Below are 24,199 nucleotides of genomic sequence, written 5' to 3'. Positions count from 1 at the left end.
GTGGCCTTGGCCACGCGCCCCTCCCTCACGAGACACAACGAGCGGGCTACCGGAGGAACGGGTCCACCGCGACCGCCACGAACAGGATCGACACATAGGTGATCGACCAGTGGAACAGCCGCATCTCCTTGAGCTTGACGCCCGTCACCTCGGCCTTCGCCCGGTTCTGCAGCCCGTGCGCCTCCCACAGCCAGAAGCCGCCCGAGGCCAGCGCGACCGCCGTGTAGAACCAGCCGGTGTAGCCGAGCGGCTGGAGCAGCAGGGAGACGGCGACCATCACCCAGCTGTAGATCACGATCTGCCGGGCGACGACCTTGTTGGAGGCGATGACCGGGAGCATGGGCACGCCCACGCGGGCGTAGTCGTCCTTGACCTTCATGGAGAGCGGCCAGTAGTGCGGCGGCGTCCAGAAGAACATGACGAGGAAGAGGACGACCGGCGCCCACGACATGGAGTTGGTGACCGAGGACCAGCCGATCAGCACCGGCAGGCAGCCCGCGATGCCGCCCCACACGATGTTCTGCGACGTACGCCGTTTGAGGATCATCGTGTAGACGACGACGTAGAAGAGGAGCGCTCCGAGCGACAGCCAGGCGGACAGCCAGTTGACGGTGAATCCGAAGAGCAGGGTGGAGACGACCGCCAGCCCGATACCGAAGGCGAGGCACTCGCGCGGGCTGACCATGCCGGTCACCAGCGGCCGCTGCGAGGTGCGGTCCATCAGGGCGTCGATGTCCCGGTCGATGTACATGTTCAGCGCGTTGGCGCCGCCCGCGGAGAGGTACCCGCCCACGCAGGTGAGCAGCACCAGCTTGAGGTCGGGCACGCCCTGCTGGGCGAGGAACATGACCGGCACCGTGGTGATGAGCAGCAGCTCGATGATCCGCGGCTTGGTCAGCGCCACGAAGCCCTTGACCCGGGCGCCGAACGGCCGGTGGACCGGGCTGCGGCTCGCACCGAGCGCAGCAGCAGGACGGGATTCGACGGCCGTCACGCACACCCCTGACAGAGACATCCCAGCGGGCCACCCGTGTGAAACCGGTGTAAAGGCCCGCGCGTACCACGCCACTTTAGACGTTGCCCATACCTCGCCTTTCGCCGGGGTCCGCTCGTGTTGACGCGGGGCTCGCCGGAGGGCGTTTGAGCAGGACGGCGAGCCTCTCCGTATTCATGTGCCAAGCCGCCTCCGGGCCGGTCGGGAGGCGGATCGCAGCGAGTCCCGGCAGTCTGGAATGACTCGAAAAACGCACGTCCCCTCGGGGGTAGGCTCGACAACGGCCGGTGGACACGCTGTCCACCGGCGGCCGGACGGGCCCTGTCCCGACGACCGGCGAACAACATGTGGAGAGGAGCCCTGACCCAGGGTGAGCACCAAGCCGACCACCACAGACCTTGAGTGGACCGAGCTGGACCAGCGGGCCGTGGACACCGCTCGTGTCCTGGCCGCCGACGCCGTACAGAAGGTCGGCAACGGCCATCCCGGCACGGCGATGAGCCTGGCTCCGGCCGCCTACACCCTCTTCCAGAAGGTGATGCGGCACGACCCGGCCGACCCGGAGTGGGTGGGGCGGGACCGCTTCGTGCTGTCCGCAGGCCACTCGTCCCTGACCCTCTACACGCAGCTCTACCTGGCCGGCTTCGGCCTGGAGCTGGACGACCTGAAGTCCTTCCGCACCTGGGGCTCGAAGACCCCGGGCCACCCGGAGTACGGGCACACCCGGGGCGTCGAGACCACCACCGGCCCGCTGGGCCAGGGTGTGGCCAACGCGGTGGGCATGGCCATGGCCTCCCGCTTCGAGCGCGGTCTGTTCGACCCGGACGCGCCGGAGGGCTCGTCCCCCTTCGACCACTACATCTACTGCATCGCCGGTGACGGCTGCCTCCAGGAGGGCATCTCCGCCGAGGCGTCCTCGCTCGCGGGCCACCAGAAGCTCGGCAACCTGATCCTGCTGTGGGACGACAACCACATCTCGATCGAGGGCGACACCGAGACCGCCGTGTCCGAGGACACGATGAAGCGGTACGAGGCGTACGGCTGGCACGTCCAGCGCGTGGAGCCCAAGTCCGACGGCGACCTGGACCCCGAGGCGATCTACGCGGCGATCGAGGCGGCCAAGGCCGTCACCGACCGCCCGTCCTTCATCGCGATGCGCTCGATCATCGCCTGGCCCGCGCCGAACGCCCAGGACACCGAGGCGGCGCACGGCTCGGCCCTCGGCGACGACGAGGTCGCCGCCACCAAGCGCGTCCTCGGCTTCGACGACAAGCAGACCTTCGCCGTGGCCGACGAGGTGCTGGCCCACACGCGCGGCGCCCTGGAGCGCGGCCGCGAGGCCAAGGCCGAGTGGGAGAAGTCCTTCCAGGAGTGGCGGGACAACAACGCCGAGCGTGCGGCCGAGTTCGACCGCATCGCCGCGGGCGAGCTGCCGGCCGGCTGGGCGGAGAAGATCCCGGTCTTCGAGACCGGCAAGAGCGTCGCCACCCGCGCCGCCTCCGGCAAGGTCCTCCAGGACCTCGGTGCGATCGTGCCCGAGCTGTGGGGCGGCTCCGCCGACCTCGCCGGTTCGAACAACACGACCATCGACAAGGAGAGCTCCTTCCTCCCGGCCGGCAACCCGCTCCCCGAGGCGGACCCGTACGGCCGGACGATCCACTTCGGCATCCGCGAGTTCGCGATGGCCGCCGAGATGAACGGCATCACCCTGCACGGGAACACCCGTGTCTACGGCGGTACGTTCCTCGTCTTCTCCGACTACATGCGCAACGCCGTGCGTCTGTCGGCCCTGATGCACCTGCCGGTGACGTACGTGTGGACGCACGACTCCATCGGCCTGGGCGAGGACGGTCCGACCCACCAGCCGGTCGAGCACCTGGCCGCGCTGCGCGCGATCCCCGGTCTGAACGTGGTCCGTCCGGCGGACGCCAACGAGACCGCCATCGCCTGGCGCGAGATCCAGAAGCGCTGGACGAAGGAGTTCGGCAAGGGCGCGCCGCACGGCCTGGTCCTCACCCGGCAGGGTGTGCCGACCTACGCCCCGAACGACGACGCGGCCCGTGGCGGTTACGTCCTGTTCGAGGCCGAGGGCGGCGAGCCCCAGGTGATCCTGATCGCCACCGGTTCCGAGGTGCACGTGGCCGTCGAGGCGCGTGAGCAGCTCCAGGCCGACGGCGTGCCGACCCGTGTGGTCTCGATGCCGTCGGTGGAGTGGTTCGAGGAGCAGGACCGGGGGTACCGGGAGTCCGTGCTGCCGCCGTCGGTCAGGGCCCGGGTCGCGGTCGAGGCCGGTATCGGTCTCACCTGGCACAAGTACGTGGGCGACGCCGGCCGCATCGTTTCCCTGGAGCACTTCGGTGCGTCCGCGGACGGCAAGGTCCTGTTCCGCGAGTACGGCTTCACTCCGGAGAACGTGGTCGCGAAGGCGCGGGAATCCCTCGCCGACGCTCAGCGCTGACGCCCGTAAACGACACGTAGGAGATGCATTTTCCATGACAGACGCACTCAAGCGCCTCTCCGAGGAAGGCGTCGCGATCTGGCTGGACGACCTGTCGCGCAAGCGGATCACGTCCGGCAATCTTGCCGAGCTGATCGACCAGCAGCACGTCGTGGGCGTCACCACCAACCCGACGATCTTCCAGAAGGCGATCTCCCAGGGCGACGGCTACGACCAGCAGCTCGCCGACCTCGCCGCCCGCGAGGTCACCGTGGAAGAGGCCATCCGCATGATCACCACGGCGGACGTCCGCGACGCCGCCGACATCCTGCGTCCGGTCTTCGAGGCGACCGGCGGCCAGGACGGCCGGGTCTCCATCGAGGTCGACCCGCGCCTGGCGCACAACACCCGCGCCACCGTCGCCGAGGCCAAGCAGCTGGCCTGGCTGGTGGACCGGCCCAACGCGCTGATCAAGATCCCGGCCACCGAGGCGGGTCTGCCGGCTATCGCGGAGACGATCGGCAACGGCATCAGCGTCAACGTCACGCTGATCTTCTCCCTCGACCGGTACCGCAAGGTCATGGACGCGTACCTGACCGGCCTGGAGAAGGCCAAGGAGCGCGGCCTGGACCTGTCCACGATCCACTCCGTGGCGTCCTTCTTCGTGTCCCGCGTGGACAGCGAGGTCGACAAGCGGCTGGCGGCGCTCGGCACCGACGAGGCCAAGGCGCTGCGCGGCAAGGCCGCCATCGCCAACGCCCGGCTCGCCTACCAGGCGTACGAGGAGGTGTTCGGCTCCGCCGACAATTCGACGCCGCCGTCCGACCGCTGGAAGGCGCTGGAGAAGGCGGGCGCGAACAAGCAGCGTCCGCTGTGGGCGTCGACCGGTGTGAAGGACCCGGCGTACTCGGACACGATGTACGTCACCGAGCTGGTCGCGCCGAACACGGTCAACACCATGCCGGAGGCCACGCTCGAGGCCACCGAGGACCACGGGCAGATCACCGGCAACACGGTGTCCGGCACCTACGAGCAGGCCCGCGCCGACCTCGACGCGCTGGAGGCCCTGGGCATCTCGTACGACGACGTCGTCAAGGTCCTGGAGGACGAGGGCGTCGACAAGTTCGAGGGGTCCTGGAACGACCTGCTGAAGTCGACCGAGGCGGAGCTCAAGCGGCTCGCCCCTTCGGAGGGCTGATTTGTCACCCCTCAACGGTTCCGGAGCCAACCCGCTTCGTGATCCCGCGGACCGACGGCTCCCGCGCATCGCGGGGCCGTCGGGCCTGGTGATCTTCGGTGTCACCGGCGACCTGTCCCGCAAGAAGCTGATGCCCGCGGTCTACGACCTCGCCAACCGCGGTCTGCTGCCGCCGGGCTTCTCCCTGGTGGGCTTCGCCCGCCGTGACTGGGAGCACGAGGACTTCGCGCAGGTCGTCCACGACGCCGTGAAGGAACACGCCCGTACGCCGTTCCGCGAGGAGGTCTGGCAGCAGCTCCTCCAGGGGATGCGCTTCGTCCAGGGCACCTTCGACGACGACGAGGCGTTCGAGCGGCTGCGCGCGACCATCGACGAGCTGGACAAGGCGCAGGGCACCAGCGGCAACTTCGCCTTCTATCTGTCGGTGCCGCCGCGCGCCTTCCCCGTGGTCATCCAGCAGCTCAAGAAGCACGGGCTCGCCGACCAGACCGGGGGCTCCTGGCGGCGCGCGGTCATCGAGAAGCCCTTCGGCCACGACCTGAAGTCGGCCGAGGAGCTGAACAAGGTCGTGCACGAGGTGTTCGAGCCGGACCAGGTGTTCCGGATCGACCACTACCTCGGCAAGGAGACCGTCCAGAACCTCCTGGCGCTGCGCTTCGCCAACACCATGTTCGAGCCGATCTGGAACCGGTCCTACGTGGACCACGTGCAGATCACCATGGCGGAGGACATCGGCATCGGCGGCCGCGCCGGGTACTACGACGGCATCGGCGCCGCCCGTGACGTCATCCAGAACCACCTCCTGCAGCTGCTCGCGCTGACCGCGATGGAGGAGCCGTCCTCCTTCGACGCGGACGCGCTGGCGGCGGAGAAGACCAAGGTGCTCGGCGCCGTCCGGCTGCCGGACGAGCTGGGCCGGCACACGGTGCGCGGTCAGTACGCGGCCGGGTGGCAGGGCGGCCAGAAGGTCATCGGCTACCTCGAAGAGGACGGGATCGACCCCGAGTCGAAGACCGACACCTACGCGGCCGTCAAGCTGGAGATCGACAACCGCCGCTGGGCGGGTGTTCCCTTCTATCTGCGCACCGGCAAGCGGCTCGGCCGCCGGGTCACCGAGATCGCGGTGGTCTTCCAGCGCGCCCCGCACTCCCCGTTCGACCACACGGCGACCGAGGAGCTGGGCGAGAACGCGATCGTCATCCGCGTCCAGCCGGACGAGGGCATCACGGTGCGCTTCGGCTCCAAGGTGCCGGGCACCTCGATGGAGATCCGGGACGTGTCGATGGACTTCGCGTACGGCGAGTCCTTCACCGAGTCCAGCCCCGAGGCGTACGAGCGGCTGATCCTCGATGTGCTCCTCGGTGACGCCAACCTCTTCCCGCGCACGGAGGAGGTCGAGCTGTCCTGGGAGATCCTCGACCCGGTCGAGGAGTACTGGGACACCCACGGCAGGCCCGCACAGTACAAGTCGGGTACGTGGGGTCCGGCCGAGGCGGACGAGATGCTCGCACGAGACGGACGGAGCTGGCGCCGGCCATGAAGATAGACCTGACCGGAACCACCGCCGGAGACATCAACAAGGCGCTGGTGGAGGGCCGCCGGGCGATCGGCACCCCCGCCGTCGGCATGGTCCTGACCCTCGTCATCGTCACCGACGAGGAGAACGCCTACGACGCGCTGCGCGCCGCCAACGACGCCTCGCGCGAGCATCCCTCGCGCACCCTGGTCGTCATCAAGCGGCACGCCCGTACCCTGCGCGACCGCACCTCCTCGCGGCTCGACGCCGAGGTGCGGGTGGGCGCGGACGCGGGCACCGGGGAGACCGTGGTGGTGCGGCTGCACGGCGAGGTCTCCGACCACGCCGACTCGGTCGTGCTTCCGCTGCTGCTGCCCGACGCCCCCGTGGTCGTCTGGTGGCCGGTGGCCTCGCCGCTGGACCCGGCCAAGGACCCGCTGGGCGCGCTCGCGCAGCGCCGGGTCACCGACACCTACGCCGCCGAGCAGCCGGTGCGGGAACTGGCCGCCCGTGCCGAGACCTACACTCCCGGCGACACCGACCTCGCCTGGACCCGGATCACGCCGTGGCGCTCGATGCTGGCGGCGGCCCTGGACCAGGTGGTCTGCGAGGTCACCGGTGTCGAGGTGGAGGGCGAGGAGTTCAACCCGAGCTGCGAGCTGCTCGCGATGTGGCTGGCGGACCGGCTCGCGGTGCCGGTGAAGCGGACGCTGTCGTCGGGCCCGGGGCTCACCGCCGTCCGCATGGACACCACGTGCGGGCCGATCGTCCTCGACCGGGCGGACGGTTCGCTGGCCACCCTGTCCATCTCGGGTCAGCCGGCCCGCGCGGTCGCGCTCAAGCGGCGGGACACCGCCGAGCTGATCGCGGAGGAACTGCGCCGGCTCGACCCGGACGACACCTACGCGGCGGCGCTGCGCTACGGCGTGGAGCGGCTGACGAAGGCGGAGGACGCGGTGGCGGGACTGTCCGAGGTGGTGGCCGAGGACGTCGCGGCGGAGGAGGCGGCGGCCGAACAGGCCGCGGCCGAGGACGTGGTGACGGAGGTCGTGGCCGAGGAAGCCGTGGCCGAGGAGGCGGCGGTCGAGAAGCCGACTCCCAACTCCCTCGCGAGGAAGGCGGCGTCGAAGTGAGCACTCCGCAACTGGTCGTGCACCGCGACAAGGAACTGATGGCCGAGGCCGCCGCGGCGCGTCTGATCACGAAGATCGTGGACGCGCAGGCTTCGCGCGGTCACGCCTCCGTGGTCCTCACGGGCGGCCGCAACGGCAACGGTCTGCTGGCCGCGCTGGCCTCGGCGCCCGCGCGGGACGCGGTCGACTGGAGCCGGCTGGACCTGTGGTGGGGCGACGAGCGCTACCTCCCCGAGGGCGACCCGGACCGCAACTACACGCAGGCCCGCGAGGCCCTGCTCGACGCCGTACCGCTGGACCCGGAGCGGGTGCACCCGATGCCCGCCTCGGACGGTCCGTACGGCGCGGACGTGGACGCGGCGGCCGAGGCGTACGCGGCGGAGCTGGCCAAGGCGGCAGGTCCCGAGGACCACGCCGAGGTGCCGGAGTTCGACGTGCTGCTGCTCGGCGTCGGCCCGGACACCCATGTGGCCTCCCTGTTCCCGGAGTTGCCGGCCGTCCGGGAGACCGAGCGCACGGTGGTGGGTGTGCACGGCGCGCCCAAGCCGCCGCCGACCCGTGTCTCGCTGACGCTGCCCGCGATCCGCGCGGCGCGTGAGGTGTGGCTGCTGGCGGCGGGCGAGGACAAGGCCGAGGCGGTGGCGATGGCGCTGTCCGGCGCGGGCGAGATCCAGGCCCCGGCGGCGGGCGCCCAGGGCCGGGCGCGGACGCTGTGGCTGCTGGACTCGGCGGCGGCGAAGGATCTGCCGCGTTCGCTGTACCCTCCGGCCTCTCCGTGAGCTGAACCGGGAAAGGGCGGTGGGAGCTTGAGGCTCCCACCGCCCTTTCGCGTACCCGTCTCGTGCGGGCGGGGTTCAGCGGACGGCGGCGATCTGGCCGGAACCGCCCTGGAGGCGTCCGGCGCGGCGCAGTTCGGCGATGTCGGCGGCGAGCCGGTCGCGGATGTCCTTGCCGGTGCGCCGCCAGCCGAAGAACTCGCAGGCCAGCTTGACCAGTTCGTCCTCGCTCAGACCGGGGCACTCGACGGCCAGTTCGTACAGGGCGACGTGCCGCTCCCCCGGCGCTATGTGCACGACCTTGCGGGGCGTCTCGCCGTCCCGCGGGTGACGGGCCTTGGCCGGACCGGACTTGGCGAGAGCGTAGAAGCCGTCGGCCGAGGTGAGTTGCCCGGCGCGCACGAGGGCGTCGGCCACCGCGCGCACGTTGTCGCGGATGCGGCTTCCCGCGCGGCCGACGCCCCACGCCTCGCGGGCCCGCTGGACCAACAGGTCCTCGTGGACGGGGCCTTCGGCCTCGACGATGCGGGTCAGCGCCTCGCGCAGGGCGGGCCGGGCCTCCTGGGTGTGGAGTTCGTACCGGGGGGGTGACCGTGACGGCGGCGGGCGTGTAGGGGGCGCTCCACTCCCGCTGCGCGGCGATGTCGACGGGCACGCGCTCGACCACCGGCTCCAGGGGCGCGTCGGCGGTGGGTGCGGTGCCGGCGGCGCCGACCGGTGCGGGGGCGGTGGGCTCCGGGCCGGTCACGGTGAGCAACGGGCCGTCGGCAACGGCCTGTTCGACGGCTTGGCGCAGGCGGAGTTCGGCCGCCGCGCGGCCCCGGTACCAGTCGGTGCCCCAGATGCGGTGCAGCCGCCAGCCGAGTCCGTTCAGCACCTGCTCGCGCAGCCGGTCGCGGTCGCGGGCGGCCTTGGAGGAGTGGTACATCGCGCCGTCACACTCGATGCCGAGGGCGTAGGCGCCGGGCAGCGCGGGGTGGCGTACACCGAGGTCGATGCGGTATCCGGCGACGCCGACCTGCGACTGGACGCGGTAGCCCCAGTCGCGCAGGACGGCGAGGACGGACTCCTCGAAGGGGCTGTCGGGTTCGGCGTCGCACTGGAGGACGTCGCGGGCGAGGACGGAGGGGCCGTTCTCGGCGTATTCGAGGTAGCGCTTGAGGTACTGCACGCTCTCGTTGGGGCTGTCGGCGAGGGCGGTGCCGCGGAAGGAGGAGACGACTTCCATGCGGTAACGGGCGCGGGTGACCGCGACGTTGAGGCGCCGCCAGCCGCCGCTTTTGTTGATGGGACCGAAGTTGAGGCCGAGGCGGCCGTGTTCGTCGGGGCCGTAGCCGATGGACATGATCATCACGTCGCGCTCGTCGCCCTGCACGGATTCGAGGTTCTTCACGAAGAATCCGTCGAGCCGGTCCTCGGTGAAGCAGTGGTCGAGGTCGGGGCGGGCGAGCCGGGCCTGCTGCACGGCGAGGTCGATGGCGGACGCCTGGGCCTGGGAGAGGGCGACGACGCCGAGGGTCTTGCCGGGGCGGGTGTCGAAGTGGTGCAGGACGCGGCGGGCGACGTACTCGGCCTCGACGCGGTTGTCGCGGCGCCCGCCCCGGTCGTAGGCGCCTTGGGCGTCGAGGAAGGCCACGCCGACGTCGTCGCCCTCGGCCACGGCGCCGGGGAAGGTGATCATCGAGTTGGCGTAGAACTCGCGGTTGCTGAAGGTGATCAGGTTCTCGTGGCGGCTGCGGTAGTGCCAGCGCAGCGGGAGTTCGCGCATGGCGCCCGCCTTGCAGGCGTGCAGCAGGGACTCGAAGGAGTCGGGCAGGTCGTCGGCGTACTCGTCGGAGTCGTCGTCCACGGCGGAGTCGAAGAACGAGGTCGGCGGCAGCTGCTTGTCGTCACCGGCGACGATCAGGGTGCGGCCGCGGTAGATGCAGTTGACCGCGTCGCTGGGCCGTACCTGGGACGCCTCGTCGAAGACCACCACGTCGAAGTGGAAGTCCGGCGGCAGGAACTGGCTGACCGTCAGCGGGCTCATCATGAAGCAGGGCTTGACCGCCTGGACGACCTCGCGGGTGCGGCCGAGCAGTTCGCGCACCGGCATGTGGCGGGTCTTCTTCTCCGCCTCGCGGACGATGACGGCACCGGCGCCGCCCGCGAAGTTGCGGGGCCGCCGCTTGTTGCACGCCTCGGTCACGGCGCCGCCCGCCGCCGCGATCAGCCGCAGGTCGGCCGCGCGGAAGTCGGCGACGCGGGTGTCCAGGTCCTCGGAGCGGGTGCTGCGCAGGCGCGGGTCGGTGGCGAGGAGGTCGTCCGCCCAGGCGCGCAGCACCGCCTGTTCGGCCATCTCGGGCAGCTTGGCGGGGTCGAGTCCGCGTTCGGCGGCGCCGGTGACCAGGGCGTCGGCACCGTGCCGGGCGAGCACGGCGACACCGGCGAGGTGGGCGTGCCAGACCTGCGGGCCCTGGGGGTCGTCACGCAGCGCGTCGACGGCTTGTCCGGCCTCGGCGAGGGTGCCGAGCAGGGCGGGCGAGAGCTGGGTGCGGCGGGCCGTGTCGAACTGGTCGAGGAGGTCGGTGACGGCCCGGTTCCAGCGCTCGGCGCGGGCGTCGGCGACCGCGCACCAGGCGCCGAGCGCGCTCTGGACGTGGTCGGCCAGCAGGGCGGGCAGCGGGTCGGGCTCGGCGTCCACGGCGAGCCGGTCGACGAGCGCGCCGGGGCGTTCGGCGGCGCCGCCGAGCGCGGCGATCCGGTCGGCGGTGGCCAGGGCACGGTCGAGGGCGGCGCACGCGTCGAGAGTGCGCGGGGTGTACGGCGCGAGGAGGGCGGCGTGGGTGTCGGCGAGCCGGGTCACCTCGGCCGCCGTCTCGTACCAGGCCAGGGCGTCGTCCAGCCGGGCGGGCAGGGACTTGTCCCAGGTGCCGCCGCGGGCGAGGGCGGTCACGGTGGCGCGGTCGGCCTTGTACTGCGCGGAGAAGCGGGCCATCAGGCCCCGGTGCCGTTCCGCGAAGCGCTTGACCAGGTCGGGCAGCCCGGTCTCGGTGAGCACCTTCTCCCCGAACACGTCGGCGGCGGCCGCGCGGGCCCGTTCCTCGGCGTCCAGGGCGGTACGCAGTTCCCGCGCGGCCTCGTGGGCGCGGCGCAGGGTGCCGGCGTCGAACCAGCCGCGCGGCGGGCGCTGTCCCGCGGTGGTGAGCCGGGTCAGCTCGCACAGGGCGAAGGCGTCGGCCGCGCGGTCGGGCTTGGGCATCCCGAACAGGTCCGCGAGCTGTGCGGTGCGGTCGGTGACGTCGTCGGGGAGGATGCCGTCGGCCGGGGCGGGGGCGTTCGGCAGGCCCGCCCGCAGGGTGCGCACGAGCTGCTGGAGTTCGCGCAGCGTGCGGGGTGCGGGCTCGCTGACGGCGAAGGGGCGGCGCTCGGCGGCCGTCACCAGCGCGCCGAGGGCGTCGGCGGCCTCGGAGACGGCCTGGTGCGGGGCGGTGCCGACGAGCCCGCGCCAGGGGAAGGCATCGCCCTCGGCGGCGGGGCGCCAGGCGCGGGCGACCGTCCCCGCGGCGGCGGTGAGGTCGCGCAGGGCGCCGGCGCTCAGCGTGCGCACCGCCCTGGCGCTCTCGGTGCCCAGCGGGAGCCGCGGGGTGTCGGCCTGTTCCAGCAGGACGAGGCGGCCGAGCACGTCGTGCAGGGTGCGGCCGAGCGGGTCGCGGGTCTCGTTCATGGCGGCGGCGTAGGCGGACAGCTCCTCGCGCAGCCTGCGGGCGTGCTCCAGCTCGTGCGCGGCGGCGCCGGTGACGCGGGCCTCGGTGGTGAGGACCCGGGCGAGTTCGGTGGCGACGGCCTTCTTGCTCGTGTCACCGCTGTGCAGGGCCATGACGAAGTCGCCGAGGCCGACCCCGCGCAGCCGGTTGCGTACGACGTCGAGGGCGGCGGCCTTCTCGCTGACGAACAGCACGCTGCGGCCCGCGTGCATGAGGGCGGCGATCAGGTTGGTGATCGTCTGGCTCTTGCCGGTGCCGGGCGGTCCGCTCATCACGAAGGACCGGCCGTCGAGGGCGGCGGCGACGCACTGGCGCTGGGAGGCGTCGGCGTCGAGCACCAGGGGCGTCCGCTCGGGAAGCTGGACCTCGTCGATGCGGTCGAGTCCGGCGGGCTCGAAGTCGACGAGACCGTCGGGGAGCCCGGCGTCGGGTCCGAGGGCCACGGCGCGGACCAGCGGGTGGGCGAGGATCTGCTCCTCGTTCTGCTGGAGGTCCTGGTACATCGCCTCGCGGTGGGAGGCGAACAGGCCGAGCACCACGCGCTCTTCGACGGTCCAGTCCTTCAGGGCGCCGGTGGCCCGGCGGGCGGCGGCGAGGACGCCGGGCAGGTCGGCGGGGTCGGTGGCGGTGACAGCGCTCCAGTCGACGCCGAGCCGGTCCAGCTTCACGGCGAGCGCGGGGTTGTGGATGCGGTCCTGGCCCTCGGCCGGGTGGAGCCGGTAGCGGCGGTTGCCGTCCCGGCGCAGCTCCACCGGGACGAGGAGCAGGGGTGCGGCGCTGCTCTCGTGGGCGCCGGGCTCGCGCCAGTCGACGATGCCGACGCCGAGCCACAGCACCCACAGGCCGTAGTCGTTGTACATCTGGCCGGACTTCTGGCGCAGTTGGTACAGGGAGGTGTCCAGGGACGCCTGGGTGGTCTTCTGGGTGACGAGTCCGGGGCGGGAGCGCCGGGCTGCCGCCCCGCCGCTGGAAGCGCCGCTGTCGTCGCCCTCCTTGGCCAGTGCCACGCCTTCCGGCCGCTCGGCGACCGGTGCGAACTCCCAGCCCCTGCCCAGCTCCGCGAGGAGGGCCGCCGCGTCGGGCGTGGTGATCTCCAGCGTGGCGGTCCTGGTGTGCCGGAAGTTGAGCAGCCGGTTGCGGCCGCCCATGTCCAGCAGAGAGTTCCGCCATCCGTCGAGCACGGCCTTCAACGGATTCTGCGGCTGGTGGGCCATGGGGTGGGTACCTCCCGGAGCTGGGCAGGGGAAGCCACCCTCACCGGCCCCCCTGGAGACACCTCCCTATCAGGTGTTTTTCCACGCCACGCCGAAGATCGACGATCCGAGATGAACTTGTTGTGAACAAACCGGGGATGTCCTGTGCCCCGTCGTCGCCGTCACTTGACGGACCCCGCCATCACGCCCTGCACGAAGTGCCGTTGGAAGGCGAAGAAGACGACCACCGGCACGATCAGCGAGAGGAAGGCGCCCGGCGCCAGCACGTCGATGTTGCTGCCGAACTGGCGTATCTGCGACTGGAGTTGCACGGTGAGCGGCTGGGCCGAGCTGTCCGCGAAGAGCAGCGCGACCAGCATGTCGTTCCACACCCACAGGAACTGGAAGATGGCGAGGCTCGCGAGGGCGGGGCGCCCCACGGGCAGCACCAACCGCGTGAAGATCCGCCACTCGCCCCCGCCGTCCATCCGGGCCGCCTCCAGCATCTCCTTCGGGATCTCGGCGAAGTAGTTCCGCAGCAGGAACACCGCGAACGGCAGCCCGTAGGCCACGTGGAAGAGGACCACGCCCGGGATCGTGCCGAACAGACCGAGCCGGCCGAAGAGTTTGGCGACGGGGAGCAGACCGATCTGCACCGGCACCACCAACAGGGCGACCACCAGCAGGAAGAACGGTTCCCTGAGCGGGAACTCCAGCCAGGCGAAGGCGTATCCGGCGAGTGCCGCGAGCACGACGACCAGGGCGGTGGCCGGCACCGAGATCAGCACGGTGTTCCAGAACGCCTGGGTCATACCGGAGTTCTTCAGCAGGGCCGTGTAGTTGTCGAACGACAACTGGCCGGGGCTCGTGAGCGCCGTCCACCAGCCGCCCCTGGCGGTGTCCTCGGGGGTGCGCATCGAGGAGACGAACAGCCCCGCGAGCGGGGTCAGCCAGACCAGCCCGATCACCACCAGGAACGCCTGGACCAGACCGTTGCCGAGGCCGCGCCGGACCGCGTTCATCGCTGACTCCTCTTGAAACGGCGGACGTTGAAGACCATCGCGGGGATCACCAGGAGCAGCAGGAGCACGCCGAGGGCGCTGCCCAGACCCTGGTTGTTGCCACCGCCGAAGGAGACCAGCCACATCTGGGTGGCAAGGACGGTGGCGTCCTCCTGCACCGGGCCCGGCGCGATGATGTAGACGAGGTCGAACACCTTCATCACGTTGATCACGAGGGTCACGAAGACGACCGTGAGCACGGGCGCGAGCAGCGGGACGGTGATGCGGCGGAAGATCTGCCACTCGTTCGCGCCGTCCACCCGGGCCGCCTCCAGGGTCTCCCGGGGCAGTGTGGACAGTCCCGCGCCGATGAGCACCATGGCGAAGCCGGTCCAGATCCAGAGGTACGCGCCGATGATCGCGGGGGTGACCAGCGCCGGTCCGAGCCAGGAGACGCCCTGGTAGGGCGGGGCGAAGTTGGTGCCGGGCAACCGGAGCGCGTACGTACCGGCGGCGAGGTGGGTGAAGCGGAAGGAGCCGTCGGCGGTGGTGGTCGCGGTGGCGGCGGTGTGCCCGTCGCGCACGGCCTCGACCTTCATGCCGGGCAGCCCGCTCTCCCTGGCGTCGACCCGGCCCTGCTTCCCTCCCCCGCCGGGGGTGAAGTCCAGGTAGACGACACCGCGCACCTCGCCGGAGGGGGCGTGGCCCGAGGGCTGCCGCGCGGGTTCGGCGCCCTGGGGGAGGTCCTTGGGCAGGACGCCGACCATCGGGAGGACCGCGGGCGCGCCGCCCGGCGAGACCCCGGTGGCCGTGGTGTACGCGCCACCTGCCGCCCGGGTGAGCCCGTGGCCGTCGCGGGCGCGGGCGGTGGGGTAGGAGGAGGTCCCGGCGAAGGCGTCGTGCACGGAGACGACGGCGGCGTCGAGGACGCCCTTGTCGGGGTCCTCGTCGTAGGCGAGCCGGAAGATGATCCCGGCTGCGAGGAAGGAGACCGCCATCGGCATGAACAGCAGCAGCTTGAAGGCGGTGGCCCAGCGGACCTTCTCCACCAGGACGGCGAGGATCAGACCGAGCCCGGTGAGCAGGGCGGGGGCGACGACGACCCAGATGGCGGTGTTCCTGATGGCCTTCACGGTGGCCGGGTCCTGGAACATCTCGGCGTAGTTGCCGCCGCCGACGAACCGGGTGCCGGAGGCGTCGAAGAAGCTGCGCCCGATCGAGAAGAGCACCGGGTAGACGACGAGGGCGCCGAGCAGGAGCAGCGCGGGGAAGACGAAGAGGAGGGCGACCGCCCGGCCGCGCCGCCGGGCACGGCGCGGACGCGCCGGCCCGGCGGCGGACGGGGCCGCCTGTTCCTTGACGGGGACGGTGGCGGTCATCGGGCCACTCAGTCCTGGTAGGCCTTGGCCGCCGCGGACTCCAGCTTCGCCGCGGTGCCCTTGGGGTCGGACGGGTCGCGCAGGAAGTCCTGGAGGAGCTTCCACTCCCCGGCGCCCTTCGTGCCGCCGAACGCGGCCGGGGCCTGGTCGGACATGTCGAAGCGGACGGAGTCCCCGGCGCCGACGAGGGACTTGGCGGTGGCGCGGGTGACGTCGTCGCCGTAGGCGGCGAGGTCGAGGCTCTTGTTCGGGGAGAGGAATCCGCCCGCCTTGGCCCAGACGGCGGCGGCCTCGGGCGTGGCCAGGAACTCCAGGAGCTTCATGCCGGCCTTGGCGTTCTTGCCGTCCTTGAGGACGACCGCCGCGTCACCGCCGCTGACCACGGGCGCGGTGCCGCCGTCGACCGCCGGGAAGGGGAAGAAGTCGGCGTCCTTGCCGATGGTGCGGTGGAACTGGTCGTGGGCGACGCCGGCCACGAAGTCGCCCTCGTAGACCATGCCCGCCTGGGGCTCGGGCCCGAAGACCTTCTCGACGGAGCCGGGGAAGTCGATGTTGAGCGCGTCCTTGGCGCCGCCTGCGACGAGCTGCTTGTCCTTGAACAGCTTGCCGAGGGTGGTGAGCGTCTTCACCACGCTCGGGTCGGTCCACTTGAGCTTGTGGGCGGCCAGGGCGTCGTACTTCTCGGGGCCCGCCTGCGAGAGGTAGACGTTCTCGAACCAGTCGGTGAGGGTCCACCCGTCCTGTCCGGCGACGGCGAAGGCGGAGAGTCCGGAGTCGGAGATGGTGTGCCCGGTCTTCAGCATCTCGTCGTAGGTCTTCGGCGGCTTGACGCCCGCCTGGGCGAAGGCGTCGGGGCTGTACCAGACGGTGGACTTGTGGGCGGCCTTGAAGTAGAGGCCGTAGAGGGTGCCGTCGACGCTGCCGTACTCCTTCCAGACCGGGGCGAAGCCCGCGTCGACCGACTTCTCGGTGGTGGCGGACAGCGGCTTGAGCCAGCCCTTCTTCGCGAACTGCTGGAGCACGCCGACCTGCGGGACCATCACCACGTCGGGGGCGTTGCCGCCCTCGATCTTGCTGCCGACGACGGTGGAGACGTTGTCGCCGGTGGAGGTGAACCGGGTCTTGGCGCCGGTCTTGGCCGTGAAGGCGTCGAGCACCTTCTGGAAGTTCTTCTGCTCGCTGCCGGACCAGACACCGGCGACGGTGACGGTCTGGCCGGTGAGCGCCTTGTCGCCGCCCCCGGCGGAGACGGGCTTGTCGCCGCCGCACGCGGTCGCGCCGAGCGCGAGGACGAGGGCGGTGCAGCCGGTGAGCAGGGTGGTACGTCGTCGCATCATCGTTGATGCCCCTTCGAGGAGGTGGGTGTTGACGGCGGATCAGAGGTCGGCGAGCCACCAGGCGGCGGTGGAGCCGGGGAGTTCCCCGGCCGGGCAGGGGCCGCTGGCGAGCAGGGGGGTGCCCGGGACGGGCGCGGTCGTGGGCGCGGTGGAGAAGTTGACGGCGCAGACCAGGCCGTCGCCGCGGGTGAAGGCGAGCACGCCGGGCTCGGTGTCGAGCCACCGCAGCGTGCCGTCACCGTCGCCCAACTGCGGCAGCGATGCGCGCAGTTGGAGCCCATCACGGTAGAGGTGCCAGAAGGAGCGGGTGTCGGCGAGGGCGCGCTCGGTGGCGTACTCGGCGAAGTAGTCGGGCTGGGGCAGCCAGGTCCGGACGCCCTCGACGCCGGTGGTGAAGCCGAACGGGGACGCCTGTCCCGACCAGGGCAGCGGCACCCGGCAGCCGTCGCGGACCCGGGCGCGGCTGCCGGTGCGGTGGAAGACGGGGTCGGTGAGCACGTCGTCGGGCAGGTCGACGACCTCCGGCAGGCCCAGTTCCTCGCCCTGGTAGATGTACGCGGCGCCGGGCAGCGCGAGCATCAGCAGGGCGGCGGCGCGGGCACGGGCGGCGCCGAGTCCGCTGCCGCCGGGGGCGGGTTCGCCGTAGCGGGTGACGGTGCGGACCTGGTCGTGGTTGTTGAGGACCCAGGTGAGCGTGGAGCCGGTGCCCGCGATGTCCCGCATGGCCTCGGAGACGACCTTGCGGAAGGCGTCGGCGTCCCAGGGCGCGCCGAGCAGGTCGAAGAAGAAGGCCTGGTGGAGCTCGTCGGGGCGGACGTAGGCGGCGTGCTCGCGGGCGGTGGGCACGGAGACCTCGCCGACCAGGAGCCGTTCGCGGCCGTCGCGGGCGGTGTACTCCTCGCAGACGGCGCGCCAGCGGCGCCACACGTCGTGCACCTCGGGCTGGTTCCAGGCGAGCGGGTTGACCGAGTCGCGGGTGCGGGCGTCGGCCTCGGGGTCGTCGGAGTCGGGCAGCTCGGGGTGCTTGAAGAGTCCGGCGGCCACGTCGATGCGGAAGCCGTCCACGCCCCGGTCGAGCCAGAAGCGCAGGACCTCCTCGAACTCGGCGGGGATCTCGGGGTGGCGCCAGTTCCAGTCGGGCTGTTCGGGCGTGAACATGTGCAGGTACCACTGGCCGTCGTCGGTCCGGGTCCAGGCGGGGCCGCCGAACATGGCGTGCCAGTTGTTGGGCGGCTCGGCGCCGTCCGGGCCGCGTCCCTCGGCGAAGTGGAAGCGGGCGCGCTCCTGGCTGCCCGCGGGGGCGGCGAGGGCCGCGCGGAACCAGGGGTGCTCGCTGGAGCAGTGGTTGGGGACGACGTCGAGCAGGATCTTGAGGCCGAGCCGCCGGGCGTCGGCCATCAGCAGGTCGAACTCGGCGAGGTCGCCGAAGAGCGGGTCGACGTCGCGGTAGTCCGCCACGTCGTAGCCGTGGTCGTGCTGGGGCGACGGGTAGAAGGGGCTCAGCCAGACGCCGTCCACGCCGAGCTTCTTCAGATACGGCAGTCCCGTGCGGACTCCGGCGAGGTCGCCGACGCCGTCACCGGTGCTGTCCAGGAAGCTGCGGACGTACACCTGGTAGATCACCGCGTCGCGCCACCAGTGGTGCCTTTTCATACATGCATGTTAGGTAGCTGTTTCTTGGGGGTGTCAATGAGAAGAACGCACGGCGTCGCCAAGCAGGGCACACAAAAAGGAACTTACCGGGACAGAGAGAAGCGCTTCGATATGAGTGCGTTACTTAACAGGTAACTAGCGACTGGCCACGGCGTCGAGTTCCCGGGCCAGCCTGCGGACGGCGGCGGCCGGGGTCTGCCGACCGGTCAGCGCGTCGTGCACGACCGCCTGGACGACCAGGCTGACCTGGTCGTAGCGCGGGCTCTTGGGGCGCGGGGCGGCCGTGAGCACGGCGGTGCGCAGGGTCGGCAGATAGGGGAAGCGCCGGATCAGGTCCGGGTCCTGGTACAGCGCGGCGCGCACGGGTGGCAGCGCGCCCCGGGTGAGGACCTGGCGCTGGACGGCCTCGCTGGTGAAGTAGGCGATCAGCCGGGCCGCCGAATCGGGGTGCCGCGCATGGCTGTTGACGGCCAGGTTGGAGCCGCCGAGCACGCTGGTGCCGGGGCCGTGCGGGCCGGGCAGCGTCACCGCGCCGATCTTCCCGGCCACTTCGGAGCCCTTGGCGGAGGCGACGGCGTAGGGCCAGTTCCGCAGGAAGAGCAGGTGGCCGTCCTGGAACGCCTGCTTGGACTCCTCCTCCTTGTAGGTGAGGGCAGCCTTCGGTATCCAGCCCTCGCGCACGCCCCGGGCCAGGAAGCCGATGCCCTCGCGGGCGGCGTCGGAGTTCACGGTGACGCGGGTGCCCTCGCCGCCGAGGATGGAGCCGCCGGCCGAGTACACCGCCTCTGCCGCGTTGACGGTCAGCCCCTCGTAGGGCAGGAACTGGCCCGCGTAGCCGTCGAGTCCGTACTTCGGGGCGATGGTGCGGGCGTCGTGCTCGAGGTCGGCCCAGGTGCGCGGGGGCGGCACGCCCTCCTTGTCGAGTACGTCCTTGCGGTAGAGCAGCAGCCCGGCGTTGGTGACGTACGGGACCGCGTACAGCCGCCCCTCGTAGGTGGCCGTGTCGACGACCGGGGGCAGGAAGGTCTTCAGCGGGAAGCGGGCCGGGGGCAGCGGGCGTATCCAGCCCGCCGCCGCGAACTCGGAGGTCCAGTTGACGTCGATGTTGAGGACGTCGAAGCGGCCACGGTCGCCGCCGCGCAGGTCGGTGGTCATCTGCGCATGGGTCTCGTCGGCGGAGTCCGGGAGTTCGACCAGGGTGACGCGCTCGGCGGGGTGGGTACGGTTCCAGCCCGCGAGCAGCGGGCCGAGGTAGCCGGTGAGGTCGCCCGCGGTGGCCAGGGTGAGCGGTCCGCGCCCGTCTCCGCCGTCGGCGCGGGCCCCGGAGGACACGCATCCGGCCAGCACCACGGCGAGAACGAGAAGCCCCCTACCGGCGGCCTGCGTCCACCGCATAGGTTCCTCCCCGTGCACCCCACGCGCCCCGGGCCTCATCGCCCGGGACCGAGCCATGTATACCTGTTAGGTATGCGCGATACTAGGGGGTGGAGCACATTCGGCGGACAGGAGGACAGCACGAGTGCGTCTGCCCCTCCTGGCACTCCTCGCGCGCGGCCCCGCCCACGGCTACGAGCTGAAACAGGACCTTGAGCAACTGCTGGGCTCCGCGTACCCTCAGCCGAACGTCGGGCAGATCTATGTGACCCTCGGGCGCCTGGAGAAGTCGGGGCTGATCGCGGGCGAGGACGTCGAGCAGTCCGGCCGTCCGAACAAGAAGGTCTACCGCCTCACCGACGCCGGACGTGAGGCGCTGCACGTCTGGTTCGAGGAGACCGAGGGCGAACCCCGGGTGCGGGACGAGTTCTTCATGAAGCTCGCGCTGGCTCCCAGGACCGGCCTCGCCGACCAGATCGACCTCATCAACCGGCAGCGGCGCCGCTATCTGAACACCATGCGGGACCTGTCACGTCTTGCGGCGGCCGAGGACCGGGACAACCGCGTCGCCCAGTTGCTCATCGAGGGCGCGATGCTGCATCTCCAGGCGGACCTCGACTGGCTGGAGCGCTGCCAGGAGGAACTGGAGGGGCCGGAGTGAGCGAGAAGCCGCCGCCCGTGCTGCGGGCCGTGGGTCTGGAGAAGACCCATCACGGCGAGGGCGCCCCGGTGCGGGCCGTGCGCGGGGTCGATCTGACCGTGGAGCGCGGCGAGTTCGTGGCCGTCACCGGGCCCTCCGGCGCGGGCAAGTCCACGCTGCTGCATCTGCTCGGCGGCCTCCAGCGCCCCGACGCGGGCAGCATCCTGCTCGACGGCCGCCCGACGGACTCCTTCACCGAGGCGCGCTGGGCGGTGGAGCGCCGTAGATCCATCGGCATCGTCTTCCAGTTCTTCAACCTGGTCTCGAACCTGTCGGTCGCGGACAACGTGGAGCTGCCCGCGCTGCTCGCGGGCGTTCCCCCGAAGCGCGCCCGCGCCGAGCGCGAGGCACTGCTGGCCGAGCTGGGTCTCACCGGCAAGGAGCGCGCGATGCCCCGCGAGCTGTCCGGCGGCGAGCAGCAGCGGGTCGCGCTGGCCCGCGCGCTGGTCAACCACCCTCCGCTGCTGCTCGCCGACGAGCCCGCGGGCAGTCTCGACAGCAAGGGCACCCGCGAGGTGATGCGGTTGCTGACCCGCTTCCACGCGCGCGGCCAGAGCATCGTCCTGGTCACGCACGACGCCCGCCTCGCCAGCGCGGCGGACCGCGTGATCAGTTTCTTCGACGGCCGCGTCGCCGACGACGCGGTCCTCGCGGGCACCCCCTCCCCGAGGTCCGGCACCTCGGGCGTGCTGGAACTGAGGGACTGAGCGCCGTGCACGACCGTCCTGCCGTCACGAGGAGCTGAGCCCGTGCGTGCCACCCTGCGCTGGGCCCACTCCGATCTGCGCGCGCACCGCGGCGAGGCGCTGTTCCTGTCCCTCGCCACCGCCGGGATCGTCGCCTCCCTGCTCCTTGCCGCCGCCCTGTTCGGCTACGCCACCAACCCCTGGCAGCGGATCTTCACCCAGGCCCGCGGCGCACATGTCTGGCTGCACACCGCGCCCTCCGCCGACGCCGCCCGGCTCGCCGGTCTGGACGGCGTGCGCGCGGTCGCCGGGCCGTACGCCACCGAGGCCGCCACCGTCTCCTGCCGGGGCACCCGGGCCTCGGTGGAGCTGCGCGCCACCGTGCGTCCACCGTCCGTGGGACGCCCGTTGCTCACCGCCGGGCACTGGCTCGATGCCGCCCGGCCGGACGGCGTGGTCCTGGAGAGCGGCCTGGCCCGCGCCCTGCTGGCCGAGCCCGGCGACACCCTCACCCTGCCCGGCACCACCCGCACCCTGACCGTGGAAGGCATCGCCGACAGCGCGGAGCCCCGCTACAGCGCGGGCGAACAGCCGGGCCTGGTCTGGGCGCTGCCCTCCGCCGTGCGCGCCCCCGGCTACCAGGTCACCGGGCTGCGCCTGGCCGACCCCGCCGACACCGACTACGCCGTCCAGCGCGCGGTGACCCGGCTGGGCGCGGGCGCGGTCGGGGAGGTCTCCACCTGGCAGCAGGCGCGGGCCCAGGCACAGGGCGACAACCGGCTGCTCGGCCAGGTGCTCGGGGCGTTCGGGCTCGGCGCGCTGGCCGCCGCCGGATTCGCGGTGCACGGGGCGATCGGCACCCGCATCCGGGGGCATCTGCGGGACATCTCGGTGCTGAAGGCGATCGGGTTCACGCCCGCGCAGGTCGTACGGGTCTTCCTGCTCCAGCATCTGGCGTACGCCGTGCTCGGCGCCGTGGTCGCGGCCGCGCTCATCGAGGGGCTCGGCGCGCGGGTTCCGGGGCGGCTCGGTGACGCGGTGGGCGTGTGGCAGGGGCTGCCGGGGCACACCCTGGCGCTGTCGGCCGTCCCCGTCGGCACGGTACTGCTCATCGGCCTGACCACCGGACTCGCCGCCTGGCGCGCGGGGCGGGTGCCGCCGGTCCCGGTGCCCCGGCCGGCCGGGCCCTCGGGCGCCGGGCTGACCGAGGTGGCCCGACGAGCGCTGGGGCTACGGCTGCCCGCCGCGCTGGTCCTCGGCTGCCACCGCGCCTTCGCCGGGCGCGGCCGCTCCTCCGCCGCGCTGGCCCGGCTGACGCTTCCGCTGCTGCTCATGGTGGTCGCGCTGAGCGCCTGGACCACCATCGACCGCTTCCACACCGAACCCTCCCGCGTGGGCCTGCCCGCCGCGCTCACCGTCCGCGCCGACGACGCACTGAGCGACCAGCGGATACGGCAGCTGCTGGCGGCCGACCCGCGGATCGCCGAGGCGTACCCGGGTGTGGAGCTGGCCGCGCTGGTGCCCGGGCAGACCGGCACCATCGCCCTGCGCGGTCTCGGCACGCGCGAACGCCCATACCCCTACGCCCTCGTCGAGGGACGGCGCGCGCACGGGCCCGACGAGGCGGTGGCGGGCCAGGGCCTCCTCGACCTGCTGCACGTCCGGGTGGGCGACTGGGTCCGCATAACGGTCGGCGACCAGCCGCAGATCCTGCACATCGTGGGCCGCGCCCTCGAACCGCAGAACGGCGGCCGCACGGTGACGACCTCCCTCGACACCCTCCGCGAGAACGACCCCACGCTCTCCCCCGCCTTCTACCAACTCCGGATGCGCCCCGGCGCCGACCCCGCAAAGGTCGCCGCCGCGCTTACCTCGGCGGGCGGCGGCCACCTCGACGTGCACACCGTCACCAACCCCGCCGACGGTCTCTCCCCCCTGCGCGCGGTGGTCGCGGGCCTGATCGCCGTGCTCGCCCTCGTCGGTCTGGTCGAACTCCTCACCGCCATCGGCGGCACCGTCCGCGAGGGCGAACGAGACGTGCTCGCCCTGCGCGCCATCGGCATGTCCCCCCGCCAGATCACCGCGATCACCGTCACCTCGATCAGTTGCACAGCCCTGGCGGCAGCCCTCGCCGCCACCGCCCTCGGCCTCCCCCTGGCCCAACGCCTGATCAACGCCCAGGCCAACTCCACCGGCATCGGCACCGGCCTGGCCCGCGTCCCCTCCCCCGGCCTCCTGCTCGTGGTCGGCGCGGGCGCGGTGCTGGGCGCGGCGGCCCTGGCCGCACTGCCCGCCGCCCGGTCGGCCCGCGGCCGACCGGCGGACACGATGAGCGCGGTGGGGTGACTCCCTGACGCCGGGGACGAACGGCGGGGGCAGCCCCGGCGGCAGACCCGGCAGACCCGGCAGACCCGGTAGCCCTGGGCAGCCCCAGGCACGGACCGAGGTCAGACCTGGTCGCGCAGGGCAGGGTGGCAGACCCGAGGGGCCGGCGACCAGACCCGGCAGCCCCCGACGGGCGGGACACGGGGACCGGCCCGGGGCCCGGGAGGCAGCCCCGGGGGCAGGGGCCTCGGGGCTGCGCCTGGCGTCAGCCTCGGCCGCGCATCTCGCGGTACTCGGTCACCAGCGCCTTGGTGGACGGGTCGAGACCGGGGACCTCGGCGCCCTCGGTGAGGGCGGGTTCGATCCGCTTGGCGAGGACCTTGCCGAGTTCGACGCCCCACTGGTCGAAGGAGTCGATGTTCCAGATCGCGCCCTGGACGAACACCTTGTGCTCGTAGAGGGCGATGAGCTGGCCGAGGACCGAGGGGGTCAGCTCCGGGGCAAGGATGGTGGTGGTCGGGCGGTCGCCCTGGAAGGTCTTGGCCGCGACGAGTTCCTCCGGCACCCCTTCCGCCCGGACCTCCTCCGCCGTCTTGCCGAAGGCGAGTGCCTGGGTCTGGGCGAAGAAGTTGGCCATCAGCAGGTCGTGCTGGCCCTTGAGCGCGTCGCTCAACTCCTCGACCGGACGCGCGAACCCGATGAAGTCCGCCGGGATCAGCTTCGTGCCCTGGTGGATCAACTGGTAGTACGC

15 protein-coding genes and 2 pseudogenes are annotated in these 24,199 nt (G+C 72.0%); 8 read left to right on the top strand and 9 right to left on the bottom strand.

The features are described 5' to 3' along the window. Positions 1-46 precede the first annotated feature (46 nt). Positions 47-1,000 (bottom strand): heme o synthase, encoded by a 954-nt coding sequence (locus ACWEEU_RS30165; protein ID WP_385745943.1) that lies wholly within the window; start codon positions 998-1,000, stop codon positions 47-49. 364 nt (positions 1,001-1,364) lie between these two features. On the opposite strand from ACWEEU_RS30165, the gene tkt reads away from it, so the two are divergent. The 5 genes from tkt to pgl are packed head-to-tail and all read left to right on the top strand — an operon-like array spanning position 1,365 to position 8,057. Further along, positions 1,365-3,452: a transketolase gene (gene tkt, locus ACWEEU_RS30160; RefSeq protein ID WP_385745923.1), complete on the top strand. Its 2,088-nt coding sequence runs from the start codon at positions 1,365-1,367 to the stop codon at positions 3,450-3,452. 34 nt (positions 3,453-3,486) lie between these two features. Continuing rightward, a complete protein-coding gene (tal, locus tag ACWEEU_RS30155; protein WP_385745924.1) occupies positions 3,487-4,629 on the top strand; it encodes a transaldolase in 1,143 nt (380 codons plus the stop codon). Position 4,630: 1 nt separating this feature from the next. After that, the gene (gene zwf / locus ACWEEU_RS30150) at positions 4,631-6,169 is read left to right on the top strand and encodes a glucose-6-phosphate dehydrogenase (RefSeq protein WP_451736762.1); all 1,539 of its coding nucleotides are present in this window, start codon (positions 4,631-4,633) and stop codon (positions 6,167-6,169) included. Further along, complete coding sequence (opcA, locus tag ACWEEU_RS30145) at positions 6,166-7,278, top strand: glucose-6-phosphate dehydrogenase assembly protein OpcA (protein WP_451736759.1); 1,113 nt, start codon at positions 6,166-6,168, stop codon at positions 7,276-7,278. Before zwf ends, opcA begins: the two co-directional genes overlap by 4 nt. Beyond that, on the top strand, positions 7,275-8,057 hold the full coding sequence (pgl, locus tag ACWEEU_RS30140; protein ID WP_385745929.1) for a 6-phosphogluconolactonase: 783 nt from the start codon (positions 7,275-7,277) through the stop codon (positions 8,055-8,057). The genes opcA and pgl overlap by 4 nt, the downstream gene beginning before the upstream one ends. A 75-nt stretch (positions 8,058-8,132) precedes the next feature. Here the strand turns inward: pgl and ACWEEU_RS30135 are convergent, their stop codons facing one another. The 7 genes and pseudogenes from ACWEEU_RS30135 to ACWEEU_RS30105 form a co-directional block, all read right to left on the bottom strand. Further along, complete coding sequence (locus tag ACWEEU_RS30135; protein WP_451736767.1) at positions 8,133-8,579, bottom strand: DUF3320 domain-containing protein; 447 nt, start codon at positions 8,577-8,579, stop codon at positions 8,133-8,135. A gap of 319 nt (positions 8,580-8,898) precedes the next feature. After that, a pseudogene (locus ACWEEU_RS30130) lies at positions 8,899-12,948 on the bottom strand (DUF4011 domain-containing protein); the annotation flags it as partial. 227 nt (positions 12,949-13,175) lie between these two features. Continuing rightward, positions 13,176-14,015 carry a carbohydrate ABC transporter permease gene (locus ACWEEU_RS30125; protein WP_451736756.1) on the bottom strand — a complete coding sequence of 280 codons (840 nt, stop codon included), beginning with the start codon at positions 14,013-14,015 and terminating at the stop codon, positions 13,176-13,178. Then, complete coding sequence (locus tag ACWEEU_RS30120) at positions 14,012-15,373, bottom strand: carbohydrate ABC transporter permease (protein WP_451736754.1); 1,362 nt, start codon at positions 15,371-15,373, stop codon at positions 14,012-14,014. The genes ACWEEU_RS30125 and ACWEEU_RS30120 overlap by 4 nt, the downstream gene beginning before the upstream one ends. Positions 15,374-15,381: 8 nt before the next feature. Then, positions 15,382-16,710, bottom strand: a complete 1,329-nt coding sequence (locus tag ACWEEU_RS30115; RefSeq protein WP_451736751.1) for an ABC transporter substrate-binding protein — start codon at positions 16,708-16,710, stop codon at positions 15,382-15,384. A gap of 39 nt (positions 16,711-16,749) precedes the next feature. Continuing rightward, positions 16,750-18,363 (bottom strand): glycoside hydrolase family 13 protein, encoded by a 1,614-nt coding sequence (locus ACWEEU_RS30110; protein WP_451736748.1) that lies wholly within the window; start codon positions 18,361-18,363, stop codon positions 16,750-16,752. 135 nt (positions 18,364-18,498) lie between these two features. Continuing rightward, the gene (locus tag ACWEEU_RS30105; RefSeq protein ID WP_451736745.1) at positions 18,499-19,758 is read right to left on the bottom strand and encodes an ABC transporter substrate-binding protein; all 1,260 of its coding nucleotides are present in this window, start codon (positions 19,756-19,758) and stop codon (positions 18,499-18,501) included. A gap of 124 nt (positions 19,759-19,882) precedes the next feature. Between ACWEEU_RS30105 and ACWEEU_RS30100 the strand changes: the two genes are divergently transcribed. Genes ACWEEU_RS30100 through ACWEEU_RS30090 form a run of 3 tightly spaced genes read left to right on the top strand, consistent with a single transcriptional unit; the run spans position 19,883 to position 23,469 of the window. Continuing rightward, positions 19,883-20,398, top strand: a complete 516-nt coding sequence (locus tag ACWEEU_RS30100) for a PadR family transcriptional regulator (RefSeq protein ID WP_385748029.1) — start codon at positions 19,883-19,885, stop codon at positions 20,396-20,398. Further along, on the top strand, positions 20,395-21,144 hold the full coding sequence (locus tag ACWEEU_RS30095) for an ABC transporter ATP-binding protein (RefSeq protein ID WP_451736741.1): 750 nt from the start codon (positions 20,395-20,397) through the stop codon (positions 21,142-21,144). The genes ACWEEU_RS30100 and ACWEEU_RS30095 overlap by 4 nt, the downstream gene beginning before the upstream one ends. Positions 21,145-21,186: 42 nt before the next feature. Further along, positions 21,187-23,469, top strand: a complete 2,283-nt coding sequence (locus ACWEEU_RS30090; RefSeq protein ID WP_451736738.1) for an FtsX-like permease family protein — start codon at positions 21,187-21,189, stop codon at positions 23,467-23,469. Positions 23,470-23,713: 244 nt separating this feature from the next. On the opposite strand, the pseudogene ACWEEU_RS30085 reads toward ACWEEU_RS30090, so the two are convergent. Further along, a pseudogene (locus tag ACWEEU_RS30085) lies at positions 23,714-24,199 on the bottom strand (glucose-6-phosphate isomerase); the annotation flags it as partial.

Source organism: Streptomyces sp. NPDC005004 (genome assembly GCF_053600675.1).
This window is presented reverse-complemented; position numbering and strand designations above follow the sequence as displayed.